We start from the raw sequence: 24278 nt of genomic DNA, 5'->3' as shown, positions 1-24278 counted from the left end.
AGACAGCCTGCTCCTCCCAAGCCTCTTACCTTGGCATGGATCCCTCGCTACACCATAAATGCCCCAGTTATTAGATAAATCCATTGAAATCCTAAGCGTCAAGCATCTTCGTGGTCCCAATATGTGGACCTACCACCCCGTCATTGAGGTGTGGATCGATATTGGCGATCTTGAAGACTACCCTTCAAACCTCATCCCAGGCTTTTATGACCGCCTAGTAAAGGCACTCCCAAGCCTAGTTGAGCACCGTTGCAGTTATGGTGAAACTGGCGGCTTTCTTAAACGGGTTGAAGAAGGCACTTGGCCAGCTCACATCATGGAGCACCTTACGCTGGAATTACAAAATCTCGCGGGGATACCTGGTGGATTTGGTAAGGCTCGCGATGGTGATCGTCGCGGCGTTTACAAAGTTATGGTGAGCGCCATTAATGAAGAAGTGACTCTTACCGCACTAAAGTACGCCCGCGATCTTTATTTGGCACTCGCCCAAGATAATCAAGACTGCTTGGCGTTAGTCGAAGACATTATTGAAAAGTTACGCGATATTGGCGATGACTTATTACTTGGCCCCAGTACCGCATGTATTGTGAATGCCGCTGAAGAGCGTGGCATTCCATCGATCCGTCTTTCTGAAGGTAATTTGGTTCAATTGGGTTATGGTGCAAAACAACGGCGCATTTGGACTGCTGAGACAGATCAAACTAGCGCCATCGCAGAAACGATTTCTCGCGATAAAGATTTAACCAAAAGCTTGTTGCGTAGCGCAGGTGTTCCAACCCCTGAAGGTAGAACCGTTACCAGCCCTGATGATGCATGGGAAGCAGCACAAGACATTGGCCTGCCAGTAGTGGTCAAGCCAATCGACGGCAATCACGGTCGTGGCGTATTTATCAATTTATATACGCAGCAAGAGATTGAAGCAGCCTATGCTGTAGCAATTGATGAAGGTAGCGAAGTTTTAGTTGAGCGTCATATTGTTGGTGACGAGCACCGCTTACTCGTTGTGGGCAACAAAGTAGTTGCCGCCGCAAAAGGTGAAACCGTTTGGGTAACCGGTGATGGCAAACATACCGTTCGCGAACTCATCCAGATTCAGATTAATTCCGATCCTCGCCGTGGCACTGCCGAAGAACATCCTTTAAATCCCGTCAGAATTGATTCTGCCGTTGAATTAGAGCTAGCTCGTCAAAAACTCACTGGTGATAGCGTACCCGCTTTAGATCACAAAGTACTTATTCAAAGTAATGGCAACGTGGCATTTGATGTCACTGATTTAGTTCACCCTGATGTTGCTAGTCAGGTTGCCCTAGCAGCCCGTGTTGTTGGCTTAGAAATTGCCGGTGTTGACCTTGTAGCACAAGACATTAGTCGTCCACTAGCAGAACAAAATGCAGCGATCGTTGAGGTCAATGCTGGTCCAGGCTTATTAATGCACTTAAAGCCTGCCAGTGGAAAACCACAGCCCGTTGGAAAAGAGATTGCAAATCACCTCTTCCCTCCTAGTGTTGACTTCAGGGTTCCTTTAGTTGGCATTTGCGGTCAAAGCGGCAAGACGCCTGTTGCTGAAATGGTGGCTCACTTTTTACGCCTTACCAACGTCTATGTCGGCTTATCTTGTAGCAAGGGCTTGTTCTTTGGCAATCGCGCTATTCCGAATACCAATGGATCCAATTGGGAAAATGCGCGTCGTACTTTATTGAACCGAGCAGTTGAGGCTGCGGTGATTGAAAACAATCACCTATCTATGTTGATCGAGGGCTTAGCTTACGATCGCTGCCAAGTTGGCGTTGTTCTAAATGTTGATCCAAAAGCCAACTTCCCTCAATACGCAATCTATGATGAAGACCAAGTCTTTAGCATTGTGCGTACGCAGATTGATGTGGTGCTTCCAACTGGTGTTGGTGTGCTTAATGCAGATGACGCAATGTGCGTCCAAATGGCTGAGCTTTGTGATGGTGAAGTGATTTTCTTTAGCGAGAATCCAGACTCTGAGGCAGTTAAAACCCATATACAAAATGGTGGTCGCGCCGTGCTCGTAGGTAAACAACAAATTACCCTGAAATCTGGCAAGCTGGATCAAAAATCAATTCCAGTACCAAGACATTCTGAATCAAATACCACTACACCTTGGAAGACCATGAATCTGGGCGCTGCCATTGCAGCCGCCTGGGCCTTGGATATTCCGTTTAACGTGATTGAAGCTGGCGCACAAACCTTTGTGCCAGACGCAACAACAATAACAGGGGCTTAATTGGAAATCACCCGCATTCGCATGTTGCGCGGCCCAAATTTATGGAGTCGCCACACTGCATTAGAAGCCATTGTCACTTGTGATGTGAACGAGCGCTCAATCGATGCTATCCCTCAGTTTGAAACCAAAATTCGCGAACGCTTTCCGCAACTCGGTAGTATGCGTCGTGGTGGACTAACCGACCCGCTCTCACTTGCCAACGCCCTAGAGCATGCCGCTCTGGGTTTGCAAGCCCAAGCAGGTTGTCCCGTGACATTTAGTCGCACTGTACAAACTATTGATGAAGGCGTGTATCAAGTTGTTGTGGAATACATTGAAGAAGTAGTCGGCCGGATGGCATTTGATTTTGCCTTCGCGCTGATTCAGGCTACTCTGAATGACGCTCCTTTTGACTTGGCAGCTGCCCTATCAGAATTAGAAGCACTTTATGAAGATGTCCGATTAGGACCAAGCACTGGCTCCATTGTGGATGCCGCCGTCCAAAGAAATATCCCTTACCGCCGCATGACCGAAGGCAGCATGGTGCAATTTGGTTGGGGCAGCAAGCAAAAACGGATTCAAGCTGCAGAAACCAGCGATACCAGTGCGATTGCAGAAGCCATTGCACAGGATAAAGAGTTAACCAAGAACTTATTAGCAGCTGCAGGCGTATCCGTTCCTATTGGTGAGGTAGTTACCACAGCCGATGAAGCCTGGCGTGCAGCCCAAAAAATTGGTGGTCCTATTGTGCTTAAGCCAAAAGATGGCAATCAGGGCAAAGGGGTTGTAGCTAATATTCAAGCCGAAGAAGAAGTACGCGCTGGCTTTGAAGTGACGCAAGCTTTTGGTCGTGAAACCATTGTTGAGCGTTACCTTCCAGGCGCAGACTACCGTCTTCTTGTTGTGGGTAATCGCTTATCAGCAGCCGCTCGTCGTGAACCCGCTCAAGTGGTAGGCGATGGCAAACATACAGTTGCTGAGCTAGTTGAAAAAGAAAACCAAAATCCTTTGCGTGGTGATGGCCATGCTACCGCCCTTACCAAGATTCGTTTTGACGACATTGCACTAGCCCACTTGGCAAGTAATGGATTATCGCCACAATATATTCCCAAAACTGGTGAGCGCGTATTGCTGCGTAATAACGCCAACCTCAGTACTGGCGGAACTGCTACCGATGTAACCGATGATGTGCACCCTGATGTTGCTGCGAGTGCGGTTGCAGCAGCGCAAATGATTGGCCTTGATATTGCTGGTGTCGATATTCTGTGTGAGTCAATCTACAAGCCATTAGAACAACAAGGCGGCGGCATTGTTGAAGTCAATGCAGCACCTGGATTGCGCATGCACCTTAAGCCCTCCTACGGAAAAGGTCGACCTGTTGGCGAAGACATCATCAACATGATGTTCCCTCCTGGTGAAGATGGCCGTATTCCAGTAGTGGCGGTGACCGGTACTAACGGCAAGACCACTACTGTTCGTTTAATTTCTCATCTCCTAAGTGAAACCGGTTTGCGAGTTGGCATGACCGGTACCGATGGCGTGTATATCAATCATCGCCTGATTGACACCGGCGATTGCAGCGGCCCAAAGAGTGCTCGTAATGTATTAATGCACCCTGACGTAGACGCTGCCGTCCTAGAGACTGCTCGTGGCGGTTTATTGCGTGAAGGTCTAGGTTTTGATCGCTGTGAAGTAGCCGTAGTGACCAATATTGGTGAAGGTGACCATTTAGGCTTGAACTACATTACCAGTGTTGAGGATTTGGCGATTCTCAAACGCGTGATTGTGCAAAACGTTGCCCCTACTGGTGCTGCTGTACTTAATGCTGCAGACCCCATGGTTGCCAAGATGGGAGACAAGTGCTCTGGTCGTGTCATTTTCTTTGCTCAGAACCAATATCACCCCGTTATTACCGCACATCGCGCTAAAAACAAAAAAGTCATTTTCTTTGACGGCACTTATATTGTTGCCTCAAAGGGTTCGCGTGTAATGTATCGCTTCCCTGTTAGCGAAATCCCATTGACACAAAATGGTGTTCTTGGTTTCCAGGTTGAAAATGCGATGGCTGCAATTGGCGCTGCATGGGCGCTTGGTCTGGATGCAGAAAAAATTGCGCACGGATTAAATAGCTTTGAAAGCACAGCAAACTCCGTACCTGGTCGCTTTAATCAATTCAAACATAAAGGCGCCACCGTCATTGCTGACTATGGCCATAATCCCGATGCCATGCGTGCCCTAACCAGCGCAATTGAAGCGATGAAACCCAAAAAGAGTCATGTGGTTATTAGTGGTGCAGGCGATCGGCGCGATGAAGATATCCGCGATCTCACCCGCATTCTTGGTAACGCATTTGATAATGTGATCCTCTATCAAGACGCGTGTCAACGCGGCCGTGAAGATGGCGAAGTGTTAAAACTTTTGCGAGAAGGCCTGGTTGATGCAACTAGAGCAAAACAAGTCACAGAAATTCATGGGGAATTTTTGGCTATTGATGCGGCCTTAAATGAAGTTTCTGAGGGTGATATTTGCCTAATTCTGATTGATCAGGTTGAAGAGTCGCTGGCTTACCTCAAAGAGAAGGTTCAACCCTAGCAGACTAAATTGATCAAGCTTCACTTAATAAAAAACCCAATCAGATGATTGGGTTTTTTATTTGATCTCGGAATTTAATCCGAAAATATTACTCATGCATGGTAATGACGCAAAAGATCAACCTCTTCCTTAGACCCAAGTATTACTGAGACACGTTCATGTAGATCAGTAGGCTGCAAATCCATAATCAAATCCTTACCATTTGTAGAGGCACCACCAGCCTGCTCTACAAGAAAGCTCATTGGGTTAGCTTCGTACATCAGGCGCAATTTACCTGGTTTATTTGGCTCGCGCTTGTCCCATGGGTACATAAACACACCACCACGAGAAAGTACACGATGTACATCTGCCACCATTGATGCAATCCAACGCATATTGAAATCTTTTTCTCGTGCGCCACCAACTCCAGCAAGGCACTCTTCAACGTAGCGACGCACTGGATCAGCCCAATGACGCATATTGGACATATTGATAGCAAATTCCTTGGTTGAATGGGCAATCGTCACAGCATCTTTAATGAGTAAGAACTCACCTGTTACTTTATTTAGCGTAAACATCACTACGCCATCGCCCAGTGTTAAGGCCATCGTAGTTTGGGGTCCATACACAACATATCCAGCAGCTACTTGATGACGACCAGATAATAAAAAGTCAGAGGTTTGCAGTGGCGCTTGTGGATCCCGCTTTTTGAGAATCGAGAAAATCGTCCCGATGGAGACATTGACATCAATATTGGATGAGCCATCGAGTGGATCAAATAACAATAAATAGTCACCTGTACCCTGAACAGGAACTGGCAATTCCATTTCTTCAGATGCCAAACCAGCCAATGATTGGCAACCCTTGACGCCTTCAATCAATAAATCATTCGCAATGATGTCGAGTTTTTGCTGAACTTCACCCTGCACATTCCCAGTACCAGCAGAACCTAGTAAGCCAATTAATGCCCCTTGAGCAACTTCATGACTGAGGGTTGAGCAAGTATTTACAACCGCGGCCAATAAATCCTGGAGGCCAGCTGGCACTGCAGCCCCTTTTGGCTTAGTTGCTGCTAAATACTGCTTGAAATTGGTATGGGTAGAAGACAAAACGATTTCTCCGAAGATATCTACTGGGGCGCAAGATGCTAATAGCCTCTATTTTGCCCTGTTATCTAAAAACTCCACAAAATTAAGCGCCCAAGGCCTTGCCAACGACCTCTTTCACATCTGGGGAGAGGGTCTGACAAGCAGCAACCTTCTCTAGAGCGGCTTTCATTTTGTCCTGATAGGGTTGGGCAAATAAACGCCAGCGATCAAGTGCTCTAGCAAGGCGAGCCGCAACCTGAGGGTTGATTGGATCCAGAGCCAAAACGCTCTCCGCCCAGAAAGCATAACCACTACCATCTACCTGATGAAAGCTTGCCGGGTTGTTAGCGCAAAACACATGAATCACGCTACGAGCTCGATTAGGGTTATTTAACTTGAAGGCTGGGTGTTCGCGCAAGCGCTTTACCTCGCTCAACGTAGACTCAAGACCTTCCACTGGTGGGCGACTCGACTGCAATGCAAACCACTTATCAATTACGAGCGCATCATTGGTAAAACGATTGAAAAAATCTCCTAGACACTCAGTGGCACCTTTTGAACCATGCATAACCAAAGCAGAGAGCGCAGCATAACGATCGGTCATGTTGTCGGCAATCTGATATTGATTGCGTGCCATCGGCGCCCAAATGTTTGGATCCGCTTCTAACAACATATTTAAGGCCAGATTCTTAAGAGCCCGCTTACCAGAATTGACGGCATCTGACTTAAAGGGTCCTGGAGTTTGATTCTGCTGATAGAGTGCCGCCCACTCTAATTGCAACTGCTTGGCAAGTGCTTTACGGAAGGCGCGGCGCGCGGTAAATATCTTCTGCGGATCAACGCTTTCACACTGTTCATATAAATAAGACTCCGCAGGCAAGGTCATTACGAGATCCTTGAAGGCTGGATCAAGAGCGGGATCTAACAAGATTTCACGATAGGCATCAACGAGTGCTGAATCTGGCAAGCGATTATTCAAAATCATTTGCATGGCTAGCTTTTGACCCGCCTCCCATCGATTAAATGAATCGTCATCACTAGAAAGTAGCGTCAACAAATCTTCCTCGGATTGCTCAAAATCAATATTGACTGGTGCGGAGAAGTTTCGATTGATTGATAAAACTGGTCGATCTTCAATCAGATCAAAGGTCCATGTTTGTGTTGGCTCCGTGAGCTCTAGCAGTTGCTCCACTTGATCATTGCTAGCAGTAATTAGGCGTACTTTCAGCGGAATATGAAATGGCTTCTTCTCTACTTGACTAGGAGTGGGCGCACAACTCTGACTTAATGTAAGGCGATATTGTTTTTTTGCGGCATCGTATTGTTCTTGGACTTTTACGCGAGGCGTACCTGCCTGGCTATACCAATTCTTGAACTGTGTTAGGTCTCTGCCATTTGCATCGGCCATCGCCGCCAAGAAATCGTCGCACGTTACCGCCTGACCATCATGACGCTGAAAATACAAGTCCATCCCTTTACGGAAGCCATCTCTTCCTAGTAAGGTCTGATACATCCGTACAACTTCAGACCCCTTCTCATACACAGTCACCGTGTAAAAGTTATTGATTTCTTGATACTCATCGGGACGAATGGGATGTGCCATGGGACCCGCATCTTCTGGGAACTGTAATTGGCGCAACAAACGGACATCTTCAATACGCTTGACCGCTTTACCAGAATCGCTACCCATTTGATCCGCGGAAAACTCTTGATCCCGAAATACCGTTAAGCCCTCCTTCAGGGATAGCTGAAACCAATCTTGGCAAGTGACGCGATTACCCGTCCAGTTATGGAAATACTCATGGGCAACGACACTCTCAATATTGGCAAAGTCTGCATCCGTAGCAGTTTCAGGCTGCGCTAAAACAAACTTGGTATTGAATATATTCAATCCCTTGTTTTCCATTGCGCCCATATTGAAATCACCAACGGCAACGATCATGAAGCGCTCCAGATCTAGCTCAAGACCAAAACGTCTCTCGTCCCAATGTATTGATGCAATCAAAGAATCCATCGCGTGACGGGTCTTTTGTAAATCATGGGGTTCAACCCAGATTTGCAGTAATTTTTTTGCCCCACTGCTAGTAGTAATCGTTTCTTCGATGCATTCGAGCTTCCCGGCTACCAAAGCAAATAGATACGATGGCTTTGGAAATGGATCTTCCCATGTGGCGCTATGCCATCCGTTTGGTAATTTTTCTTCTTTAAGCAAATTACCGTTTGATAACAATACGGGGTACTGCGCCTCAGGCGCCTGCAAGGTCACTCGATAACGCGCCATGACATCTGGACGATCCAAGAAATAAGTAATTTTCCTAAAGCCCTCTGCTTCACATTGGGTAAAGAAATTTCCATTGGAAACATACAGACCCATCAGGCTGGTATTTTTCTCCGGCACACAAATCGAAATGATTTCAAGGGTAAATTTCTCCTTGCCATCATGAGGTAAGGAGTGAATCGTTAAGGTTTCGGGTGTGAGTTCGAAATGTCGATGCGCATCGCCATTAATTCGTAGGCTCACAAACTCTAATTCTTGACCAAGCAATACCAATGGCGCGCCTGGTTCAAAGCTTTTGCCTGGCAAAACTTCAATCTTGCTCTTAACAATCGTGCGCGCAGGATCCAGCGCAATATCTAATTCCACCTGATCAAAGGTGTAAACGGGAGGACGGTATTCGAGCCGACGAAAGCTCTGTGCTAAATCAGTTTTCATGGGCCTATTTTAAGTCCTAGGCCAATCCAATGCAGAAGACTAGCTTCCTAATTCCACAGCAAAGTCACTGCCCCAATCGAGATAAAGGTGAGTGCAGCAACGCCATGCACCCACTTAATTGGCATCCGCTTGGTAAATTTTTGACCTAGCCAAACTGCTGGCGCATTAGCCAACATCATTCCAAGAGTAGTACCAATCGTTACAGCCACCACATCTTCATATTTTGCGCCTAGGGCAATAGTGGCGATTTGGGTTTTGTCACCCATTTCCGCTAGGAAGAAGAGCACCACGGTGAGCACAAAGACCTGAAGAGCTCGATCCACTACTTTTGAATCAGCCGCATCATCAATATGATCGGGCACCAATAACCAAAGACCGATACCTAAGAAGCTTAAGCCCAAAATCCATCGCATGACATCTGGCGAAACCAAAGTCATGAGCCAATGGCCCAATAGAGCAGCACAGGCATGATTAGCAATCGTTGCAATCAAGATGCCAGCAATAATGGCTAGAGCTTGCTTGGGATAGCGAGCCGCCAACATTAATGAAAGTAATTGGGTTTTATCACCCATCTCTGCTAGCGCAACTACGCCAGCAGAAAGGGTTACAGCAGAAAGATCCATGAGCTTAGTCGGTTAATTTCATCAGAATGTAGTCAGTTTAAATGCCTTTGATGACTATTCGATGATTTTGCTTACCCACTCACCCATGGATCAATGCTTTAGGCTGCCAATAACTCCTCAGCCAAGGCAAAGCCTAACCCTTGCGCCTGAGCTACAGGCTTCGAAGTTAGGATCCCTTTATGAACGCTTAAGCCATTGCGCAAATGATGATCAATCGACAACGCTTTGATAACACCGCGATTTGCTAACGCCTCTACATAAGGATAAGTAGCATTGGTTAAGGCAAAGGTAGATGTTCTAGCAACGGCACCTGGCATGTTCGCAACACAGTAATGCAAAACCCCATCCACTATAAATGTGGGGTCAGCATGTGTCGTTGGCTTTGAAGTCTCAAAACAACCACCTTGATCAATTGCAACGTCTACAACGACTGCGCCCGACTTCATCTTTTTAATCATCTCTCGACTCACCAGCTTAGGAGCAGCGCCTCCTGGCAACAAAACCGCACCGATAACCACATCAGCCTCGCCCACTTCCTGCTCAATTAGCAAGTTATCCGAGTAGAAGGTGCGAACCCGATTTCCATAAAACTGATCGATTTGCCGCAACCGATCTATATCGCGATCAAAGATGCAAACATCCGCCCCCATACCAACGGCAATTTGCAAGGCATTACGCCCCACTACCCCCGCACCCAGAATGACGACTTTTGCTGGTGACACACCCGGCACGCCAGCCATTAAAACACCCAAGCCTCCATGCGTCTTTTCCAAATGGGCAGCAGCAGCCTGAATCGACATGCGTCCTGCTACCTCACTCATAGGTGCCAATAGTGGCAAAGCACCATTGAATGCAGTCACAGTTTCATAGGCGATACAGCTAGCGCCCGATTGAATCAGTGCTTTGGTTTGAATCGGATCCGGTGCAAGATGAAGATAGGTAAATAAAATTTGATCTTCACGCAACATCGCGCACTCTTGTGGCTGAGGCTCTTTTACTTTCACAATCATCTCTGCCTTCTTGAATACTTCGGCAGCGCTATTGATGAGCGTGGCGCCAGCAATCCGGTATGACTCATCGCTCAGGCCAATTTGCTCACCTGCGCCACGTTGAATTAAAACCGAATGCCCCTGTTTACATAGCCCGCTGACATTGCCAGGCGTTAACCCAACCCGAAACTCATTGTTTTTTACTTCTTGTGGAACACCAATAATCATGTTGATCTCCTATGATTTAAATGCACGTTGCGTTTTTGTTTTGCGATGTAAGCCCACGATGTAGAACATTGCGAGATACACGCCCAGTAAGCACGGACCCAATATCAAAGCTATCCGCGCATCCTCATGAAAGCCCATCAGCACTACAACCAAACAGATGAATGCCAAAGCAAACCACGAGGAATAAGGCCACCACGGAGCGCGATAACCGAGCTCAGCCACTTGCTCTTTTGTTAAAGAGCGACGGAATTTCATTTGGGTAAACAGAATGGCAATCCATACCATCAGACCTACAAAAGTCACGGCGGCCATAATGTACTGAAAGGCCTTATCGGGTACAAAGTAGTTCAAGACCACGCCCGACATACAAACCGCCACGGTGGCCATCACGGCGCGATGCGGAACTCCGTACCTTGAGAGCTTGGCAAATGATGCGGGCGCATACCCATTAGTAGATAAGGAATACAACAATCGACCGCCACTAAAGATTCCAGCATTACAAGATGAAAGTGCCGCGGTAATCACTACGAAGTTGATGAGCCCAGCTGCTTCACGCAAACCAATGCGCTCGAACATCACCACGAAAGGGCTGCCCTGCTGACCCACTTCATTCCATGGGAAGATGGCCAAGATCACCAAGATCGCACCCATGTAGAAAATCAAGATTCGCCATGCCAATGAATCAATTGCCATTGGAATGGTTTTCTTTGGATTTTCAGCTTCGCCAGCAGAAAGACCGATCATCTCAATACCAACGTAGGCAAATAAAACCATTTGCAAGGAAAACAACATTCCCTCAACACCATTCGGGAAAAAGCCACCATGCTGCCAAAGATTGCTTAAGCCAATTGGCTGCCAATTATTCGTAAAACCAAAGAGAATGACAGAACCACCCAATGCAATCATGGCAACGATTGCAACAACCTTGATCAGCGCAAACCAAAACTCAAACTCGCCAAATACTTTCACGGCGATGAGATTGATTAAACCCATCAACACAATCGAAGACAAGGCCCAAATCCATTGCGGTACTTCAGGAAACCAAATGCCCATATAAATACCGACAGCGGTCACCTCGGCAATACCCACCACAATCCAATAGGTCCAATAGCCCCAACCCACCATATAACCTGCGAGCGGTCCAACATAGCTATTGGCATAAGCAGCGAAAGACCCCGCTACGGGTTCGTGCACAGCCATTTCACCCAAGGTGCGCAACACAATGAAGGCAACGATTCCTGCAAGCAAGTATCCCAAGAGAATGGATGGGCCTGCGATTTGAATAGCGCTAGCGGATCCTAAAAATAAACCGACGCCAATCGTCGATCCTAAAGCCATCAAACGAATGTGTCGTACTTTGAGGTGGCGTTTCAAGCCAGTTTGTTCAGTCTGCAAAAGAGACCTCCTTTCGATTTACTGTTGGCGGTTTACCAACGAAGCAAAGTCTAGGGAGGAGTTTTGCTATTCACTAGAGGGAGAAAGTTCCTAAAGTGATTAAAAAGAGAAATATGAATTTAGAAAATGAAAATTGTCTTTAAAAACAATTGCGCTCTATCAGGAATTTATTTATGCCTGCAAAAGAATCAGTAATTTCCTACAGGGAATCCCCTTAGGAATTTCTGCTCAATTCAAGATGCCAGATCACCAGCGAGCTATTGCTGATCATTGCCAATTAAATTCAGAATCTCTGCTGCAGCAGCTAAGCCACAAGCCGCAGTCACCATAACCGTAGAACCATAGCCTGAGCAGGCTAACCCACCGGTAGAAGCGCCTGATCTTGGCTCGTGAGAGTAAATCGCCCGAATACCAATCTTGTGCTTTAAATTTCTTGAGAATCCATGATCTTGTCGCAGACCTTGGCGTACTTTTGCTAACAATGCGTCTTGCTCAGTTCGCGATAGATCATCACAACGCACTGCTGTAGGTTGGGTCTTTCCCCCTGCAGCGCCACACATGACTAAAGCACGGTTATGCGCTCGAGCCCAAACGGATAATGCAATCTTGGTTTGCACGGAATCCGTTGCATCTAAGACATAGGCATTTGCTGGGATGATGCGATCTAAATTATCTGACTCTAAGAATTCATCGCACACCGTTAAATGAATATCGGGGTTGATCTGCAAAATGCGTTCAGCCATCGCTTGCACTTTCGCTTTGCCATACTGCCCTTCTATGGCATGCAATTGGCGATTGGTATTACTCTCTGCAATGTGATCTAAATCTACTAAAACGAGATGGCCAATTCCTGTACGAGCAAGCGACTCGGCAGCCCATGAACCAACCCCGCCAAGTCCAGCTACCACTACCGTGGCATTTTGGAACTTCAGGCGCAGATCGGATCCATAGAGTCTAGATACGCCCCCAAAACGGCGATCTTCAATGCTGCTTTCTGCCTTCATTTCTGTCTTGTTTTCTGCCATAGCCTCTTTATACTGAATAAATGAACTCCATTGCCCAGCTTCGCAAAAACTATACCCTTGGACAGCTTTCGGAAACCGAAGTACCCCATCAACCACTACCCCTCTTTCAACTGTGGTTTGACCAAGCAATCAAAGCGGAGTGTCCAGAACCCAACTCAATGACGCTGGCCACTGCCGATCAAGCAGGAAATCCATCAGCCCGTATTGTCTTACTAAAAGGCGCTGACGAAAATGGCTTTACGTTTTTTACCAACTACGAGAGCCAAAAAGGCAAAGAATTAGCCTCTCGCCCACAGGCAGCGCTACTCTTTCATTGGCATGAACTGGAGCGACAAGTGCGCATTAAAGGCATTGTTGAAAAAGTTGCCGCTTCTGAAAGTGACCAATACTTTCATTCGCGGCCAGCCGCATCACGGATCGGCGCCTGGGCTTCACCCCAGAGCGCAGCCATCCCCAATCGAGAATTCCTTGAGGCCGCGGAGAAAAAATTCAAAGCTGAGTTTGGTCAAAACCCACCTCGACCAGAACACTGGGGCGGTTACCGTTTGCGACCTACTGAGATTGAGTTTTGGCAAGGTCGCCCTTCTCGATTACATGATCGCATCCACTACCAACTCAGGGGCGAACCTCGGGACGAACTCAGCGGCGACAAGTGGGAAATCAATCGACTTGCACCCTAAGTCCTGTTGGCACTTAGCTTACTGATATTTCGGGGCGATTAGAGATTGAAATTTCGTCCTGAATTTTTCTAGCTTAGGCGCAACCACAAATGCGCAATATCCCTGGTTAGGGTGTTGCTGAAAATAATTCTGGTGATAGTCTTCCGCTGGATAAATGATTGGCGCAGATTCAATTTGCGTAACCACTGGATTGCGATAAATCCTTGAAGCTTCCAGCTCACGAACTACCTCTTGAGCAATGTTAAGTTGCTCATCGCTATGGGTAAAAATTACTGAGCGGTATTGCGTACCATGATCATTGCCTTGATAGTTCAAAGTAGTGGGATCATGAATCACAAAGAAAATCTCCAAAAGATCTCGATAGGTAATTACTTGAGGATCAAACTCGATATCCACGATTTCTGCATGGCCTGTGGTGCCTGTACATACCGCCTCATAAGAGGGACTTGGTAACGCCCCGCCAGCGTAGCCAGAAACCACCGTTTTAACCCCCTGTATTTGCTGGTAAACAGCCTCAAGACACCAAAAGCAACCGCCGCCCAAGGTGGCTCGCTCAAGATGGGATGGGTTTTTATCGAAAGATTCATTCATAGCTTTATCCTAATGCCTTATTGAAATCCCTGCCAAACCTAAATCATCACCTTATTTATCCATTAATTAATACGCCATGAATCGCTTCACCATTCAGCTTGATGAAATCAAAGCAGCCTATGCGGCTGAACCCAATCCCAGCATCGAAGTTCGACTCGAGCGTATTGGGCGAATTGAAAAAATGATTAAAGCTAATGAAGAAAAGCTATGCAAAGCGCTCACCGCGGATTTTGGCGTACGCCACCCTATGGAAACGCGACTTGCTGAATTTCAGATGGTGTATCAAGCCTGCAAGTTTGTACGCAAGCATTTAAAGGATTGGATGAAGCCGGTGCAAATGGAAACGCCATCGCATTTAGGATCCTCTCAAGCATGGATTGAAAGTCAATCGATCGGTGTCGTTGGCATTATCAGTCCATGGAACTATCCAGTACAGCTAGCACTTCTGCCAGCCATCTCCGCTTTTGCAGCAGGTAATCGTGTTTGGCTCAAGCCATCAGAGCGCAGCTCTCGCACCTCAGGGTTCCTGGCTAGCCTTATCCAGGAATACTTTCACCCAACTGAATTTTGTGTGAGCACTGGTAGTGCTGAGGTAGCCGAGCAATTTGCCGCCCTACCCTTTGCCCATCTTTTCTTCACGGGCTCTGAAGCCATTGCTAAGAAAGTAATGCGGGCTGCCTCTGAAAGCCTTACACCCGTTACTCTGGAGCTTGGCGGTAAAACTCCAGCAATAGTTGACCCTTCTGCCAAGCTTAAAGATGCGGCCGAGGCTATTGTGTATGGCAAATTACTCAACAATGGTCAGACCTGTGTTGCACCAGATTATGTATTAGTAGAAGCTCATCAACTTGAGGCTTTAGTTAAAGAATTACAGATTGCAGCACAAACACAATCTAGCAATCCTGAAGAATTAACTGGACCAATCGATGATATTCAATTGCAGAATTGGCAGCATTTATTAAGTGATGCGATTGATCGTGGCGCCAAGCCCATTGCACTTCTTCAAAATCCTGGAGCTGGCGCACGTCGCTTTGAACCAGTTGCTCTCATTCATACTCCAGCAGATGCGAGGGTATTGCATGAGGAAATTTTTGGGCCAATCTTGCCAATTGTTGTTATTGAAAACACAAGCGCGGCAATTACTTACATCAATCAAAGGCCAAACCCATTAGCCCTTTATTGGTTTGGCAAAAACAAAAAGCAATTAGAGCAAGTGTTACAAGAAACTCGCTCTGGTGGCGTAACAATTAATGATGTCTTCTTGCATGCCGCCATTGAGAACCTACCGTTCGGTGGAGCAGGCGCCAGCGGCATGGGCAGCTATCACGGGAAAGCTGGATTTGATACCTTTAGTCACCAAAAATCCATACTAGATGTTCGGGGCTTCTTAGGAACTGGGCTCTTCAAGGGCACTAAACCCGCTCGCCCACCCTATGGGAACAAGACAGCGCGATTATTAAAACGTTTGCAGTGAGTTGATCGACTGCTTCGATCAGGCCAATGCCAATCGAATGGCAAAACTGATAAATAGAATTCCGGTAATAAGCCACAGGGCTGCCGCCAAACGCTGACGGCTTTGGAAATAGCTCGAGAAATATTGGCCCGCAAAAATTAAGCCTGTTAGGTAGGCCATACTCATCATTTGCAGAACAACTGCAAGATACATAAAGGTATATGCAGGATAAGCAAAGTCTGGGCGAATAAATTGCGAGAAGAATGCAATAAAGAAAAAGATCGCCTTGGGATTGGTTAATGAGAGTGATAAAGCCGCGACCAATGGATGCAATTGCATCAGGCGCGCTTGAATTTCATAAGCGCCCGTTTTTGCAGAAGAGATCCAACGTTGTTGCCCACTACGCAATAATCCGAGACCCATCCACCCTAAGTACAAGGCGCCAGCAATCCGCACCGACTGAAAAAGCACTGGGGATGACATCAACATTGATGCCGCACCCAAAGCAATAGCGATCATCAGAATAGAGTCGCCGATAAAAATACCAATCGCGCCCCAAGCACCATGGCGCCATCCCTTTTGTGTAGAAATCGTCAGCACATAAAGCGAGTTTGGGCCTGGCAACAAAATAATGAGCAAGGTTCCCAGCAAATAGCTTGAGAAATCCGCTATTCCGGCATTTGCTGGCGATAAAAGGGTAAATGCACTCCATTCCATCCCCACATCATAATTAATTCGGGAAAACCCTTGTAATTACGCACTCAGAGTGTCATAATGAGAGGCTTTTTTAAGCAATATGATTCATCGCCCCCCAGCTATATTTCAGCGCACCGTTTAGAAGCTATAAGCCCTAAACCCCGGGACAACCGGAAACAAAATCGCGCTGCCGCCTGTCTGATGGTCGATGCCCTTGACCATCGCACTTCAAAAAACATAAGTGCAACATACGGAGACATCTCTCAAAAGGAGATGTGTAATAGCATGACTTTTTCTAAAGAAACTAAACAGACTGGATCTGAATTCCAGAATTTCGCCTTAGCGGCGCCACTACTTAAAAACATTGCAGAGCTCGGCTTTACTCAAGCCACTCCTGTTCAAGCACAGGTTATTCCTGCGGCTTTAGAAGGTGGAGATTTATTGGTTAGCAGCCAAACTGGTAGCGGGAAAACCGCAGCCTTTTTATTGCCAATCATTCATCAACTCATTGAAGACAACCCTAAAAACTCACCAGTTCCAGGTCGCGCACAACCTAAGATTCTTGTGCTCTGCCCTACTCGTGAGTTAGCACAACAAGTTGCTGCTGATGCGGTAAATTTCGTGCGTGGCATGAAAGGTATTCGCATTGCCACAATCATGGGCGGTATGCCTTATGGCAAACAAATTCAAGCCCTTAAAGGTGCTTTACTGGTAGTTGCTACCCCAGGTCGATTGCTGGATCTATGTGATAGCAAAGCAATTCGCTTAGATGATGTACAGCAACTAGTAATCGACGAAGCAGATCGCATGCTCGACATGGGATTTGCTGAAGATCTAGAAGCGATTGATCAACGCTGCGCAGGTCGCAAGCAAACCTTAATGTTCTCTGCAACCTTTGCACCCAAGATCATGTCTTTGGCAAATGAGTTGACTACGGATGCAAAACGCATTGAGCTTGCACATGCTGGTGAAAAGCACGCCAATATTGAACAGAAATTGCACTGGGCTGACAGCATGTCTCACAAGCACAAGTTGCTAGAGCACATTCTGGCCGATGCCTCTTTGGATCAGGCTGTGGTGTTTGCAAGCACGCAAGTAGAAAGCGAAAAGATTGCTGATACATTGCGCTCTAATGGCTATGAGGCAACTGCACTCCATGGCGCAATGCCCCAAGCAGTTCGCATGCGTCGTCTAGAGTCCTTGCGTAAAGGTCACACCAAGATTTTGGTCGCAACCGATGTTGCTGCTCGAGGTATTGACGTACCACGCATTAGCCACGTGATTAACTTTGGTCTACCCATGAAACCGGAAGACTACACACACCGCATTGGTCGTACTGGTCGTGCAGGTCGCAATGGGGTTGCCATTACCTTGGTTGAGCATCGTGATCGCGCGAAGATTCGCAATATTGAACGCTTCACCCAGCAAGACATCGTTGCTTCTGTAATCGCAGGACTGGAGCCACAAGCTAAACCCAGTTTTGGTGGTGGCAATCGCTCTGGTGGCGGCCGTTCTGGTAATCGCTCCGGTGGTGGCTTTGGTGGCAATCGCTCCGGCGGTGGCGGTGGTAGCGGTGGTGGTCGTTATGGCTCTGGCGCACGATCTGAATCCCGTTTTGGCGGAAATAAAGATGGTGGAAACCGTTTTGGTGACTCCCGTCCAAGCCGCTCAGCCGATTCACGTCCTGCACGCTCTGCAGACTCTCGTCCAAGTCGTCCAGCGGGTCCTCGCTTTGCGAAACCCAAGTCTGGCAGCCAACGTCGTAACTTTAGCGGTAGCTAAATATGTCTCACCGTAATCGTCTCCGTTCTGCATGGAATCGAGTCGATTCCGGTGAAATTCATCGGGCGCCACTTCAGTGGCAGCCATGGTTAAGCGACACCGGGTCACTTACGCAAAAGATTGAGAAAGCGATTGGCCAAAAGTTAACCGTTAAGGTTTTACGAGATCGCCCTCAATCTTTGCATGATGATGAACTCCTTTCATTTCGGAACAGAATTAAACGTTGCCGAGTGAGAGAGGTATTGCTCTGTGCCAATGAAACACCACTCGTCATCGCCCGCAGCATCATTCCTACCTTGAGTTCAAGTGGTAGCAATCATTCGATTTTGCGCTTAGGCACAAGGCCTCTTGGGGCGGTTCTGTTTAGCAAAACTCGGATGCATTCAAAGGCTAGGCCTTTGCGTGACATTGCGCGCATCGATCAGGGTAGCCCGCTATGGAAGGGATTTAACAAGAGTGGCATCACATTGCCCTCGCCTCTTTGGGCGCGCCGCACCCTATATCGCTTAAAGGGCCATCCAATTTTGGTCAACGAAGTTTTTCTTCCGGCCCTACTCGAATACAGCGCATCTTGATTGCGTACAAGTAGGATGCAAAACGCCTACATCGAGAGCCAAGTTACTGCGGCTTTCATCATGGCTTCATCGCCCGGTTCCGTTGTGAAGACTTCACCAAAACCAATCGCTTCAGCTGCATCTGTAATATTGTCATGCGGGCATATTGCCGATGCATGGCTTAGATTTTGTGCAAGCTGATCTTTTGCAACGACCCCCAAATATCGCACCGCTTCTGAAGAGGTCAATATCCACAGCGATGTTGAAAAGTCCATTGCTCTAATGGACTGCCACGCAGGATTATCAAGATCTAAAGGAATACGAGAATAGGTGGAAATGGCTTCTACTGTAGCTCCAGCCTTTTTAAGGGTATCGGCGAGCCACTCACGGCCACCATCGCCTTTAAAGAGAATAATTTTTTTGGTAGTCCAATCCCAATCAAGCTTTTGCAATTCTTGCCACAAGCCTTCAGAATCCCATTGCCCATTATCTTGTGGCATTAGCACTGGAGTGGGAGATTTCTCAAGACCAATTCCATGATTATTTAATGCTAAGCGACTACTTCCACCCATGACCCCTATGGGAATGATCTTCTTAGAAAAATCTTGCCAGTTACGCTCAAGTAAGCGCATCACACTTTCAATCGCATTTGGACTAACAAAGATAGCCAAATCCGCATCCTTTAGTGCGCTAGCAATATGGTCAGCTAACTGTTCATTGTCTTTTGGAACAATTGTTAACAAAGGTAAAGAAATAATATTGACCGATGATGAGTTGATACCGCTTTGTTCAATCGCTTTATGCAGCAATTCCACTTGCTGCCGCGCTTGACCACTCGGCCTGGTAATCACAATAGATTTAGAGCTCATGATGGCCATGGCTATGAATTCGAGTTTCTATTTTGCAATTTTGGGGATCAAGTCTGCAGCGCCCTGCGCAATTAGATCTTGAGCCACTGTTAAACCAAGTGCTTCAGCATCGGCAACGCTATTAACCTTTGCATTGCCAGTAGCCAAGCAGAAAGTCTTGCCATCGGTACTCGCAACAAAAGAACGAATATCCATCTGTTGATCATTCCACTGAGCGTAAGCTGCCAAAGGCACTTCACAGGAACCGCCTAACTGACGAGACACCATACGCTCAGCAGATACGGCATATAAAGTTGCAAGATCATTTAATGGCGCCAACCATTGCTTGATATTGGGATGTTTACTGAGCGTTTCGATACCCAAAGCGCCTTGGCCCGCTGCTGGTGTGTACGGATCATACGGAAGGTAATCTCGAATACGACTCTCTAATCCCAATCGTTTCAAACCAGCCGCCGCCAAAATAATGGCTTGATACTCACCACGATCCAACTTACTCATTCGCGTATCTAAGTTGCCCCGCAGAGGAACAATTTCTAGATGGGGAAATTTTGCGCGCAATACAGATTCTCGACGCAAACTGGACGTGCCCACAATTGCACCTTTTGGAAGCGCATCTAAACTAGCGTAATCATTTGACACGAATGCATCCCTGGCATCCTCCCTTGCCATAACGCAAGCAAGCTCAAATCCCTCAGGCATCACCATAGGGACATCTTTAAGAGAGTGAACCGCTAGGTCAGCACGACCATCCTCTAGCGCAGTTTCTAATTCTTTTACAAAAAGACCTTTACCCCCCACCTTGGAAAGGGCTCGATCCAAAATTTGGTCGCCACGGGTTGTCATTCCCAAAATCTGAACATCGCATGCTGGATAGAGCTTTTTTAGGCAATCGCGCACGTGTTCAGCCTGCCACATGGCCAATCGGCTCTCACGGGAAGCAATGACTAGGCGCTCAGGGGCTAACTGAGCGGCTACTAGGGGCGAAGAATTCAGGGAATCAGACATAACATTTAAAATAATCAAAGACCTACACCAATATACTGTGTTTATGAGCTCATCCAAAAATTCCCTTGCCAATAAAGCCCAAGCCTGGTCGGCCCGTTTTACCGAACCGGTTGACGAACTCGTTCAGCGTTATACAGCCTCTATTGGTTTTGATCAACGTTTTGCGCTAGTCGATATTGCTGGATCTTTGGCTCACGCCCAGATGTTGGCTACTCAAAAGATTATCAGCGCCCAAGATCTGGCTGATATTGAGCGTGGCATGGCTCAAATCAAGAGTGAAATTGAAGCAGGCAAATTTAACTGGCAGCTCGCTCTGGAGGATGTCCATCTCAATATCGAAGCACGCCTCACAGAACTAGTGGGCGATGCAGGCAAACGCTTGCATACCGGTCGTTCACGTAACGATCAAGTCGCCACCGATTTACGTTTGTGGTTAAGAGGCAGCGTAGATGAAATTGCGACGAGCTTAAAAGTACTACGTACCGCTTTATTGGATTTAGCAGAAAAGCATGCTGCTACGATCATGCCTGGTCACACGCACTTACAAGTTGCGCAACCTATTACCTTTGGTCATCACTTGATGGCCTACTTTGAAATGTTCAGCCGCGACGCAAGTCGTCTTGCTGATCTGCGCGCACGCTTTAACCGCTTGCCTTTGGGTGCAGCTGCACTGGCAGGCACCACCTACCCCATCGATCGCGAGCAAGTGGCTAAGACACTAGGCTTTGATGGCATCTGCAACAATTCTTTAGATGCTGTGTCAGATCGTGATTTTGCGATTGAATTCTGCGCCTTCGCCTCTATTTTGATGATGCACGTTTCACGTCTTTCTGAAGAGCTAATCCTCTGGTTAAGCCCTCGCTTTGGCTTTATTGATTTACCAGATCGCTTCTGCACTGGCAGCTCCATCATGCCCCAGAAGAAGAATCCTGATGTTCCAGAATTGGCGCGCGGCAAGACTGGGCGCGTCTATGGTGATTTAATTTCTTTGCTAACCCTGATGAAGGGTCAACCTCTGGCTTACAACAAAGATAACCAAGAGGATAAAGAACCTTTATTTGATGCAGTCGATACTGTGCAAGATACCCTGCGTATCTTCGCCGATATGGTGCCGCATATTGAAGTAAAAGCAGATGTCATGAAAGCGGCTGCTGAAGAAGGCTTTGCAACCGCCACCGACCTAGCTGACTACCTGGTTAAAAAAGGCTTGGCCTTCCGAGATGCGCATGAGGCGGTAGCCCATGCAGTTAAAGCCTGCGTTGGCAGAAACTGCATGTTGACCGACTTAAGTCTGTCAGAGTTACGCTTTGCATGTGGCTTAGATAGTCGCCCTGAACTTATCGGTGATGACGTATTTAAATTACTCACGGTAGAAGGTTCTGTGCAATCCCGCCAGCATGCTGGTGGCACAGCCCCAGCCCAAGTACTCGCCGCTATCAAGCGGGGTCGCGCAGACCTCTAATCAGCATGGGGTTTTGGAACAAAATCTCCCAAGCAATTGATCGTATCAATCAATTGCTTGGCGGTGCAGCCAGCATCATGATTTTGCTCTCTTGCGTCGTTTCCGCTGCGAACGCATTACTACGCTATGGTTTAGATATCAGCAATAACTGGCCGCTGGAATTGCAGTGGTATTTATTTAGCGCAGCTGTCATGCTCGGCGCCTCTTACACACTCAAACGAAATGAGCACGTACGAGTTGATCTCATCTACTCGCAACTCTCCGATCGTGGTCGTATTTGGCTAGACTTATTTGGTTTTATTTGCTTCTTGATGCCCGCTTGCCTACTCTTTACCTGGCTCTCGTGGACCAGCCTGTTTTACCCCTCTTGGCTCATCTCTGAAGGCTCTTTAAATTCTGGGGGTCTGGCTCGCTATCCCATTAAGTTCATCGTGCCATTTGGTTTCTTCATGCTGAGCCTGCAAGGCTTATCTGAAATCATCAAACGCATTGGCGCACTCAAAGGTGAATACACCTTGTCCGCTGAAGATCTTCATTACGAAAAGCCCATGCAATGATTCCATTGGAGTGGATGCCCCCTCTCATGTTCGGCGGATTGATCATCTTTATGCTGATCGGCTTTCCGGTTGCATTTTCATTAATGGCTGCAGGATTATTCTTCTCCATTATTGCGATGAGCGAAGGATTTTTTGGGGTTGCTTTTTTACAAGCCATTCCACAACGAATCTTTGGCAGCGTTCTAGCGAATGATTTGCTGCTCGCCATTCCCTTCTTTACCTTTATGGGAGCGATTCTGGAGCGTTGTGGTCTCGCAGAAGAGATGCTGGACTCAATGGGTCAGCTCTTTGGCCGAGTGCGAGGCGGCCTTGGTTACTCCGTCATTATTGTTGGCTTTATTCTTGGCGCCATTACAGGTACGGTAGCCGCCCAAGTGATTGCTATGGCGATGATCTCGCTTCCAGTAATGATGCGCTATGGCTATAACATGCGCTACGCTACAGGCGTTCTAGCAGCTTCAGGAACCATTACACAGTTAGTACCTCCATCATTAGTGCTCATCGTTCTAGCGGACCAGCTAAAAACCCAAAGCGGCAGCGCAGATGTTGGCAGCATGTATCTTGGTGCATGGGGCCCGTCCCTTTTGCAAATTGCTTTGTTTGCGCTTTACACCTTCTTCCTCTCACGCATTCGTCCAGATTATTTGCCACCTGTTCCGGAAAGCGATCTCACCCTTAAAGGCTGGGCTTTATGGAAAAAATGTTTGATGGGCATCATCCCATCCGCAGTCCTCATCTTCTTGGTACTCGGTACCATCATGACTGGTATTGCCACCCCAACCGAATCTGGTGCGATGGGTGCGATGGGTGCCCTTTTGCTCGCTTGGCTACGTCGCGCAAGCATTCCCAATCTCTCAGGGCTTATTAAAGAGTCCTATCAAAACACCATGCGCATCACTGCCATGGTCGTGTTTATTTTGATTGGCTCAACTTGCTTCTCGGTTGTCTTCCAAGGTGTTGATGGTGGTCGCTGGGTGGAGGAACTGTTCTCGAATTTACCTGGTGGCTGGGTTGGCTTCTTGATTGTCGTTAACCTCTTTGTCTTCTTCTTGGCGTTCTTCTTGGACTTCTTTGAGATTGCATTTATTGTGGTGCCCATGCTGGCACCGGTGGCCGTTAAATTGCTCTCACCCGTATTGCTCGAGTCTATGAATGGCAATCCCCAGTCAGCAGCAAGCGCAGCTCTTGTTTGGTTTGGGGTGATGTTGTGCGTCAACATGCAAACCTCATTTATGCACCCACCTTTTGGTTTTGCCTTGTTTTATCTCAGGGGTGTTGCCCCCAAAGAGGTAAAGAGTAGCGATATCTATTGGGGCGCATTACCTTGGGTAGCCTTACAACTTGTCATGGTGGTACTGGTTATGGCTTTTCCAGCAATGGTGACCACTTTCCTAGATAAACCTGCAGCGGTAGTGCAAAGTCAGGAATTTAATTTCACAGAATCCGACGAAAATAAACCAGAGCAATCCAATAAAGTGGATGAAGATGCTCCAGTTACTTTTCAATTAGATAGGCCTGGTAAATAATTCCAGCCTTAGATCGTTGTTTTTTACCCCGAGAATATTCCAGCATCGATGCACTAAGGTGTATTGCATTGGTCGGCGATTGCAAAAGATATAAAGTGTCATTAGTTTCGCCTGGCGAACTATCAGGAAATGCTGAGGCGATAGGTGGAATATTTTTTGTTCTTGTCTTCTTCACCGCATAATTTCCTTGTAAATAGAAATCAGCAAAGATACATAGCTTCATTTAGATTTGCAAACAAAA

Annotated in this window: 19 protein-coding genes and 1 pseudogene; 9 read left to right on the top strand and 11 right to left on the bottom strand. The window is 47.2% G+C overall.

Going from position 1 to position 24278, the window contains the following annotated elements:
• Window positions 1-58: 58 nt before the first annotated feature.
• Window positions 59-2218, top strand: a pseudogene (gene cphA / locus IC571_RS03995) (cyanophycin synthetase); the annotation flags it as partial.
• Between the two features lie 33 nt (window positions 2219-2251).
• Window positions 2252-4822: a cyanophycin synthetase gene (cphA, locus tag IC571_RS03990; RefSeq protein WP_215317526.1), complete on the top strand. Its 2571-nt coding sequence runs from the start codon at window positions 2252-2254 to the stop codon at window positions 4820-4822.
• 92 nt (window positions 4823-4914) lie between these two features.
• Here the strand turns inward: cphA (IC571_RS03990) and IC571_RS03985 are convergent, their stop codons facing one another.
• The 6 genes from IC571_RS03985 to IC571_RS03960 all read right to left on the bottom strand — a co-directional run bounded on the left by IC571_RS03985 (window position 4915) and on the right by IC571_RS03960 (window position 12862).
• On the bottom strand, window positions 4915-5910 hold the full coding sequence (locus IC571_RS03985; RefSeq protein WP_371742897.1) for a class 1 fructose-bisphosphatase: 996 nt from the start codon (window positions 5908-5910) through the stop codon (window positions 4915-4917).
• A gap of 82 nt (window positions 5911-5992) precedes the next feature.
• On the bottom strand, window positions 5993-8602 hold the full coding sequence (gene pepN, locus IC571_RS03980; protein WP_215317525.1) for an aminopeptidase N: 2610 nt from the start codon (window positions 8600-8602) through the stop codon (window positions 5993-5995).
• 47 nt (window positions 8603-8649) lie between these two features.
• Window positions 8650-9225, bottom strand: a complete 576-nt coding sequence (locus IC571_RS03975; protein WP_215317524.1) for a TMEM165/GDT1 family protein — start codon at window positions 9223-9225, stop codon at window positions 8650-8652.
• Between the two features lie 98 nt (window positions 9226-9323).
• On the bottom strand, window positions 9324-10442 hold the full coding sequence (gene ald / locus IC571_RS03970; protein ID WP_215317523.1) for an alanine dehydrogenase: 1119 nt from the start codon (window positions 10440-10442) through the stop codon (window positions 9324-9326).
• Between the two features lie 9 nt (window positions 10443-10451).
• The gene (locus IC571_RS03965; RefSeq protein WP_305848879.1) at window positions 10452-11780 is read right to left on the bottom strand and encodes an amino acid permease; all 1329 of its coding nucleotides are present in this window, start codon (window positions 11778-11780) and stop codon (window positions 10452-10454) included.
• Between the two features lie 314 nt (window positions 11781-12094).
• Window positions 12095-12862, bottom strand: a complete 768-nt coding sequence (locus IC571_RS03960; protein ID WP_251373502.1) for a ThiF family adenylyltransferase — start codon at window positions 12860-12862, stop codon at window positions 12095-12097.
• 20 nt (window positions 12863-12882) lie between these two features.
• Here IC571_RS03960 and pdxH point away from each other — a divergent pair, with 20 nt between their 5' ends.
• Entirely contained in the window at window positions 12883-13542 is a 660-nt protein-coding gene (pdxH, locus tag IC571_RS03955; protein ID WP_215317521.1) for a pyridoxamine 5'-phosphate oxidase, read from the top strand.
• Window positions 13543-13560: 18 nt separating this feature from the next.
• Here the strand turns inward: pdxH and msrA are convergent, their stop codons facing one another.
• Window positions 13561-14133 (bottom strand): peptide-methionine (S)-S-oxide reductase MsrA, encoded by a 573-nt coding sequence (gene msrA, locus IC571_RS03950; RefSeq protein WP_215317520.1) that lies wholly within the window; start codon window positions 14131-14133, stop codon window positions 13561-13563.
• Between the two features lie 76 nt (window positions 14134-14209).
• Between msrA and IC571_RS03945 the strand changes: the two genes are divergently transcribed.
• Window positions 14210-15607, top strand: a complete 1398-nt coding sequence (locus IC571_RS03945) for an aldehyde dehydrogenase family protein (protein WP_215317519.1) — start codon at window positions 14210-14212, stop codon at window positions 15605-15607.
• A gap of 18 nt (window positions 15608-15625) precedes the next feature.
• On the opposite strand, the gene leuE is transcribed toward IC571_RS03945, so the two are convergent.
• Window positions 15626-16303 carry a leucine efflux protein LeuE gene (gene leuE, locus IC571_RS03940; RefSeq protein WP_215317518.1) on the bottom strand — a complete coding sequence of 226 codons (678 nt, stop codon included), beginning with the start codon at window positions 16301-16303 and terminating at the stop codon, window positions 15626-15628.
• A gap of 264 nt (window positions 16304-16567) precedes the next feature.
• Here leuE and IC571_RS03935 point away from each other — a divergent pair, with 264 nt between their 5' ends.
• Window positions 16568-18064 carry a DEAD/DEAH box helicase gene (locus IC571_RS03935; protein WP_215317517.1) on the top strand — a complete coding sequence of 499 codons (1497 nt, stop codon included), beginning with the start codon at window positions 16568-16570 and terminating at the stop codon, window positions 18062-18064.
• 2 nt (window positions 18065-18066) lie between these two features.
• Window positions 18067-18639, top strand: coding sequence for a chorismate lyase (locus tag IC571_RS03930; protein ID WP_215317516.1), 573 nt, complete (start codon window positions 18067-18069; stop codon window positions 18637-18639).
• Between the two features lie 26 nt (window positions 18640-18665).
• Here the strand turns inward: IC571_RS03930 and IC571_RS03925 are convergent, their stop codons facing one another.
• Together IC571_RS03925 and hemC are read right to left on the bottom strand one after the other, a co-directional pair.
• Window positions 18666-19487 (bottom strand): uroporphyrinogen-III synthase, encoded by an 822-nt coding sequence (locus tag IC571_RS03925; RefSeq protein ID WP_215317515.1) that lies wholly within the window; start codon window positions 19485-19487, stop codon window positions 18666-18668.
• Between the two features lie 27 nt (window positions 19488-19514).
• A complete protein-coding gene (gene hemC, locus IC571_RS03920) occupies window positions 19515-20492 on the bottom strand; it encodes a hydroxymethylbilane synthase (RefSeq protein WP_215317514.1) in 978 nt (325 codons plus the stop codon).
• Between the two features lie 43 nt (window positions 20493-20535).
• Between hemC and argH the strand changes: the two genes are divergently transcribed.
• The 3 genes from argH to IC571_RS03905 are packed head-to-tail and all read left to right on the top strand — an operon-like array spanning window position 20536 to window position 24037.
• Window positions 20536-21954: an argininosuccinate lyase gene (gene argH, locus IC571_RS03915; protein WP_215317513.1), complete on the top strand. Its 1419-nt coding sequence runs from the start codon at window positions 20536-20538 to the stop codon at window positions 21952-21954.
• Window positions 21955-21959: 5 nt separating this feature from the next.
• Window positions 21960-22511 (top strand): TRAP transporter small permease subunit, encoded by a 552-nt coding sequence (locus tag IC571_RS03910; protein WP_215317512.1) that lies wholly within the window; start codon window positions 21960-21962, stop codon window positions 22509-22511.
• Window positions 22508-24037 (top strand): TRAP transporter large permease subunit, encoded by a 1530-nt coding sequence (locus IC571_RS03905; RefSeq protein ID WP_215317511.1) that lies wholly within the window; start codon window positions 22508-22510, stop codon window positions 24035-24037. The genes IC571_RS03910 and IC571_RS03905 overlap by 4 nt, the downstream gene beginning before the upstream one ends.
• Here IC571_RS03905 and IC571_RS03900 read toward each other — a convergent pair.
• Window positions 24006-24260, bottom strand: coding sequence for a hypothetical protein (locus IC571_RS03900; protein WP_215317510.1), 255 nt, complete (start codon window positions 24258-24260; stop codon window positions 24006-24008). The two genes, IC571_RS03905 and IC571_RS03900, sit on opposite strands and share 32 nt — an antisense overlap.
• Between the last annotated feature and the right edge of the window lie 18 nt (window positions 24261-24278).

The organism is Polynucleobacter sp. MWH-UH2A, assembly GCF_018687195.1.
Taxonomy (GTDB): domain Bacteria; phylum Pseudomonadota; class Gammaproteobacteria; order Burkholderiales; family Burkholderiaceae; genus Polynucleobacter.
This window is presented reverse-complemented; position numbering and strand designations above follow the sequence as displayed.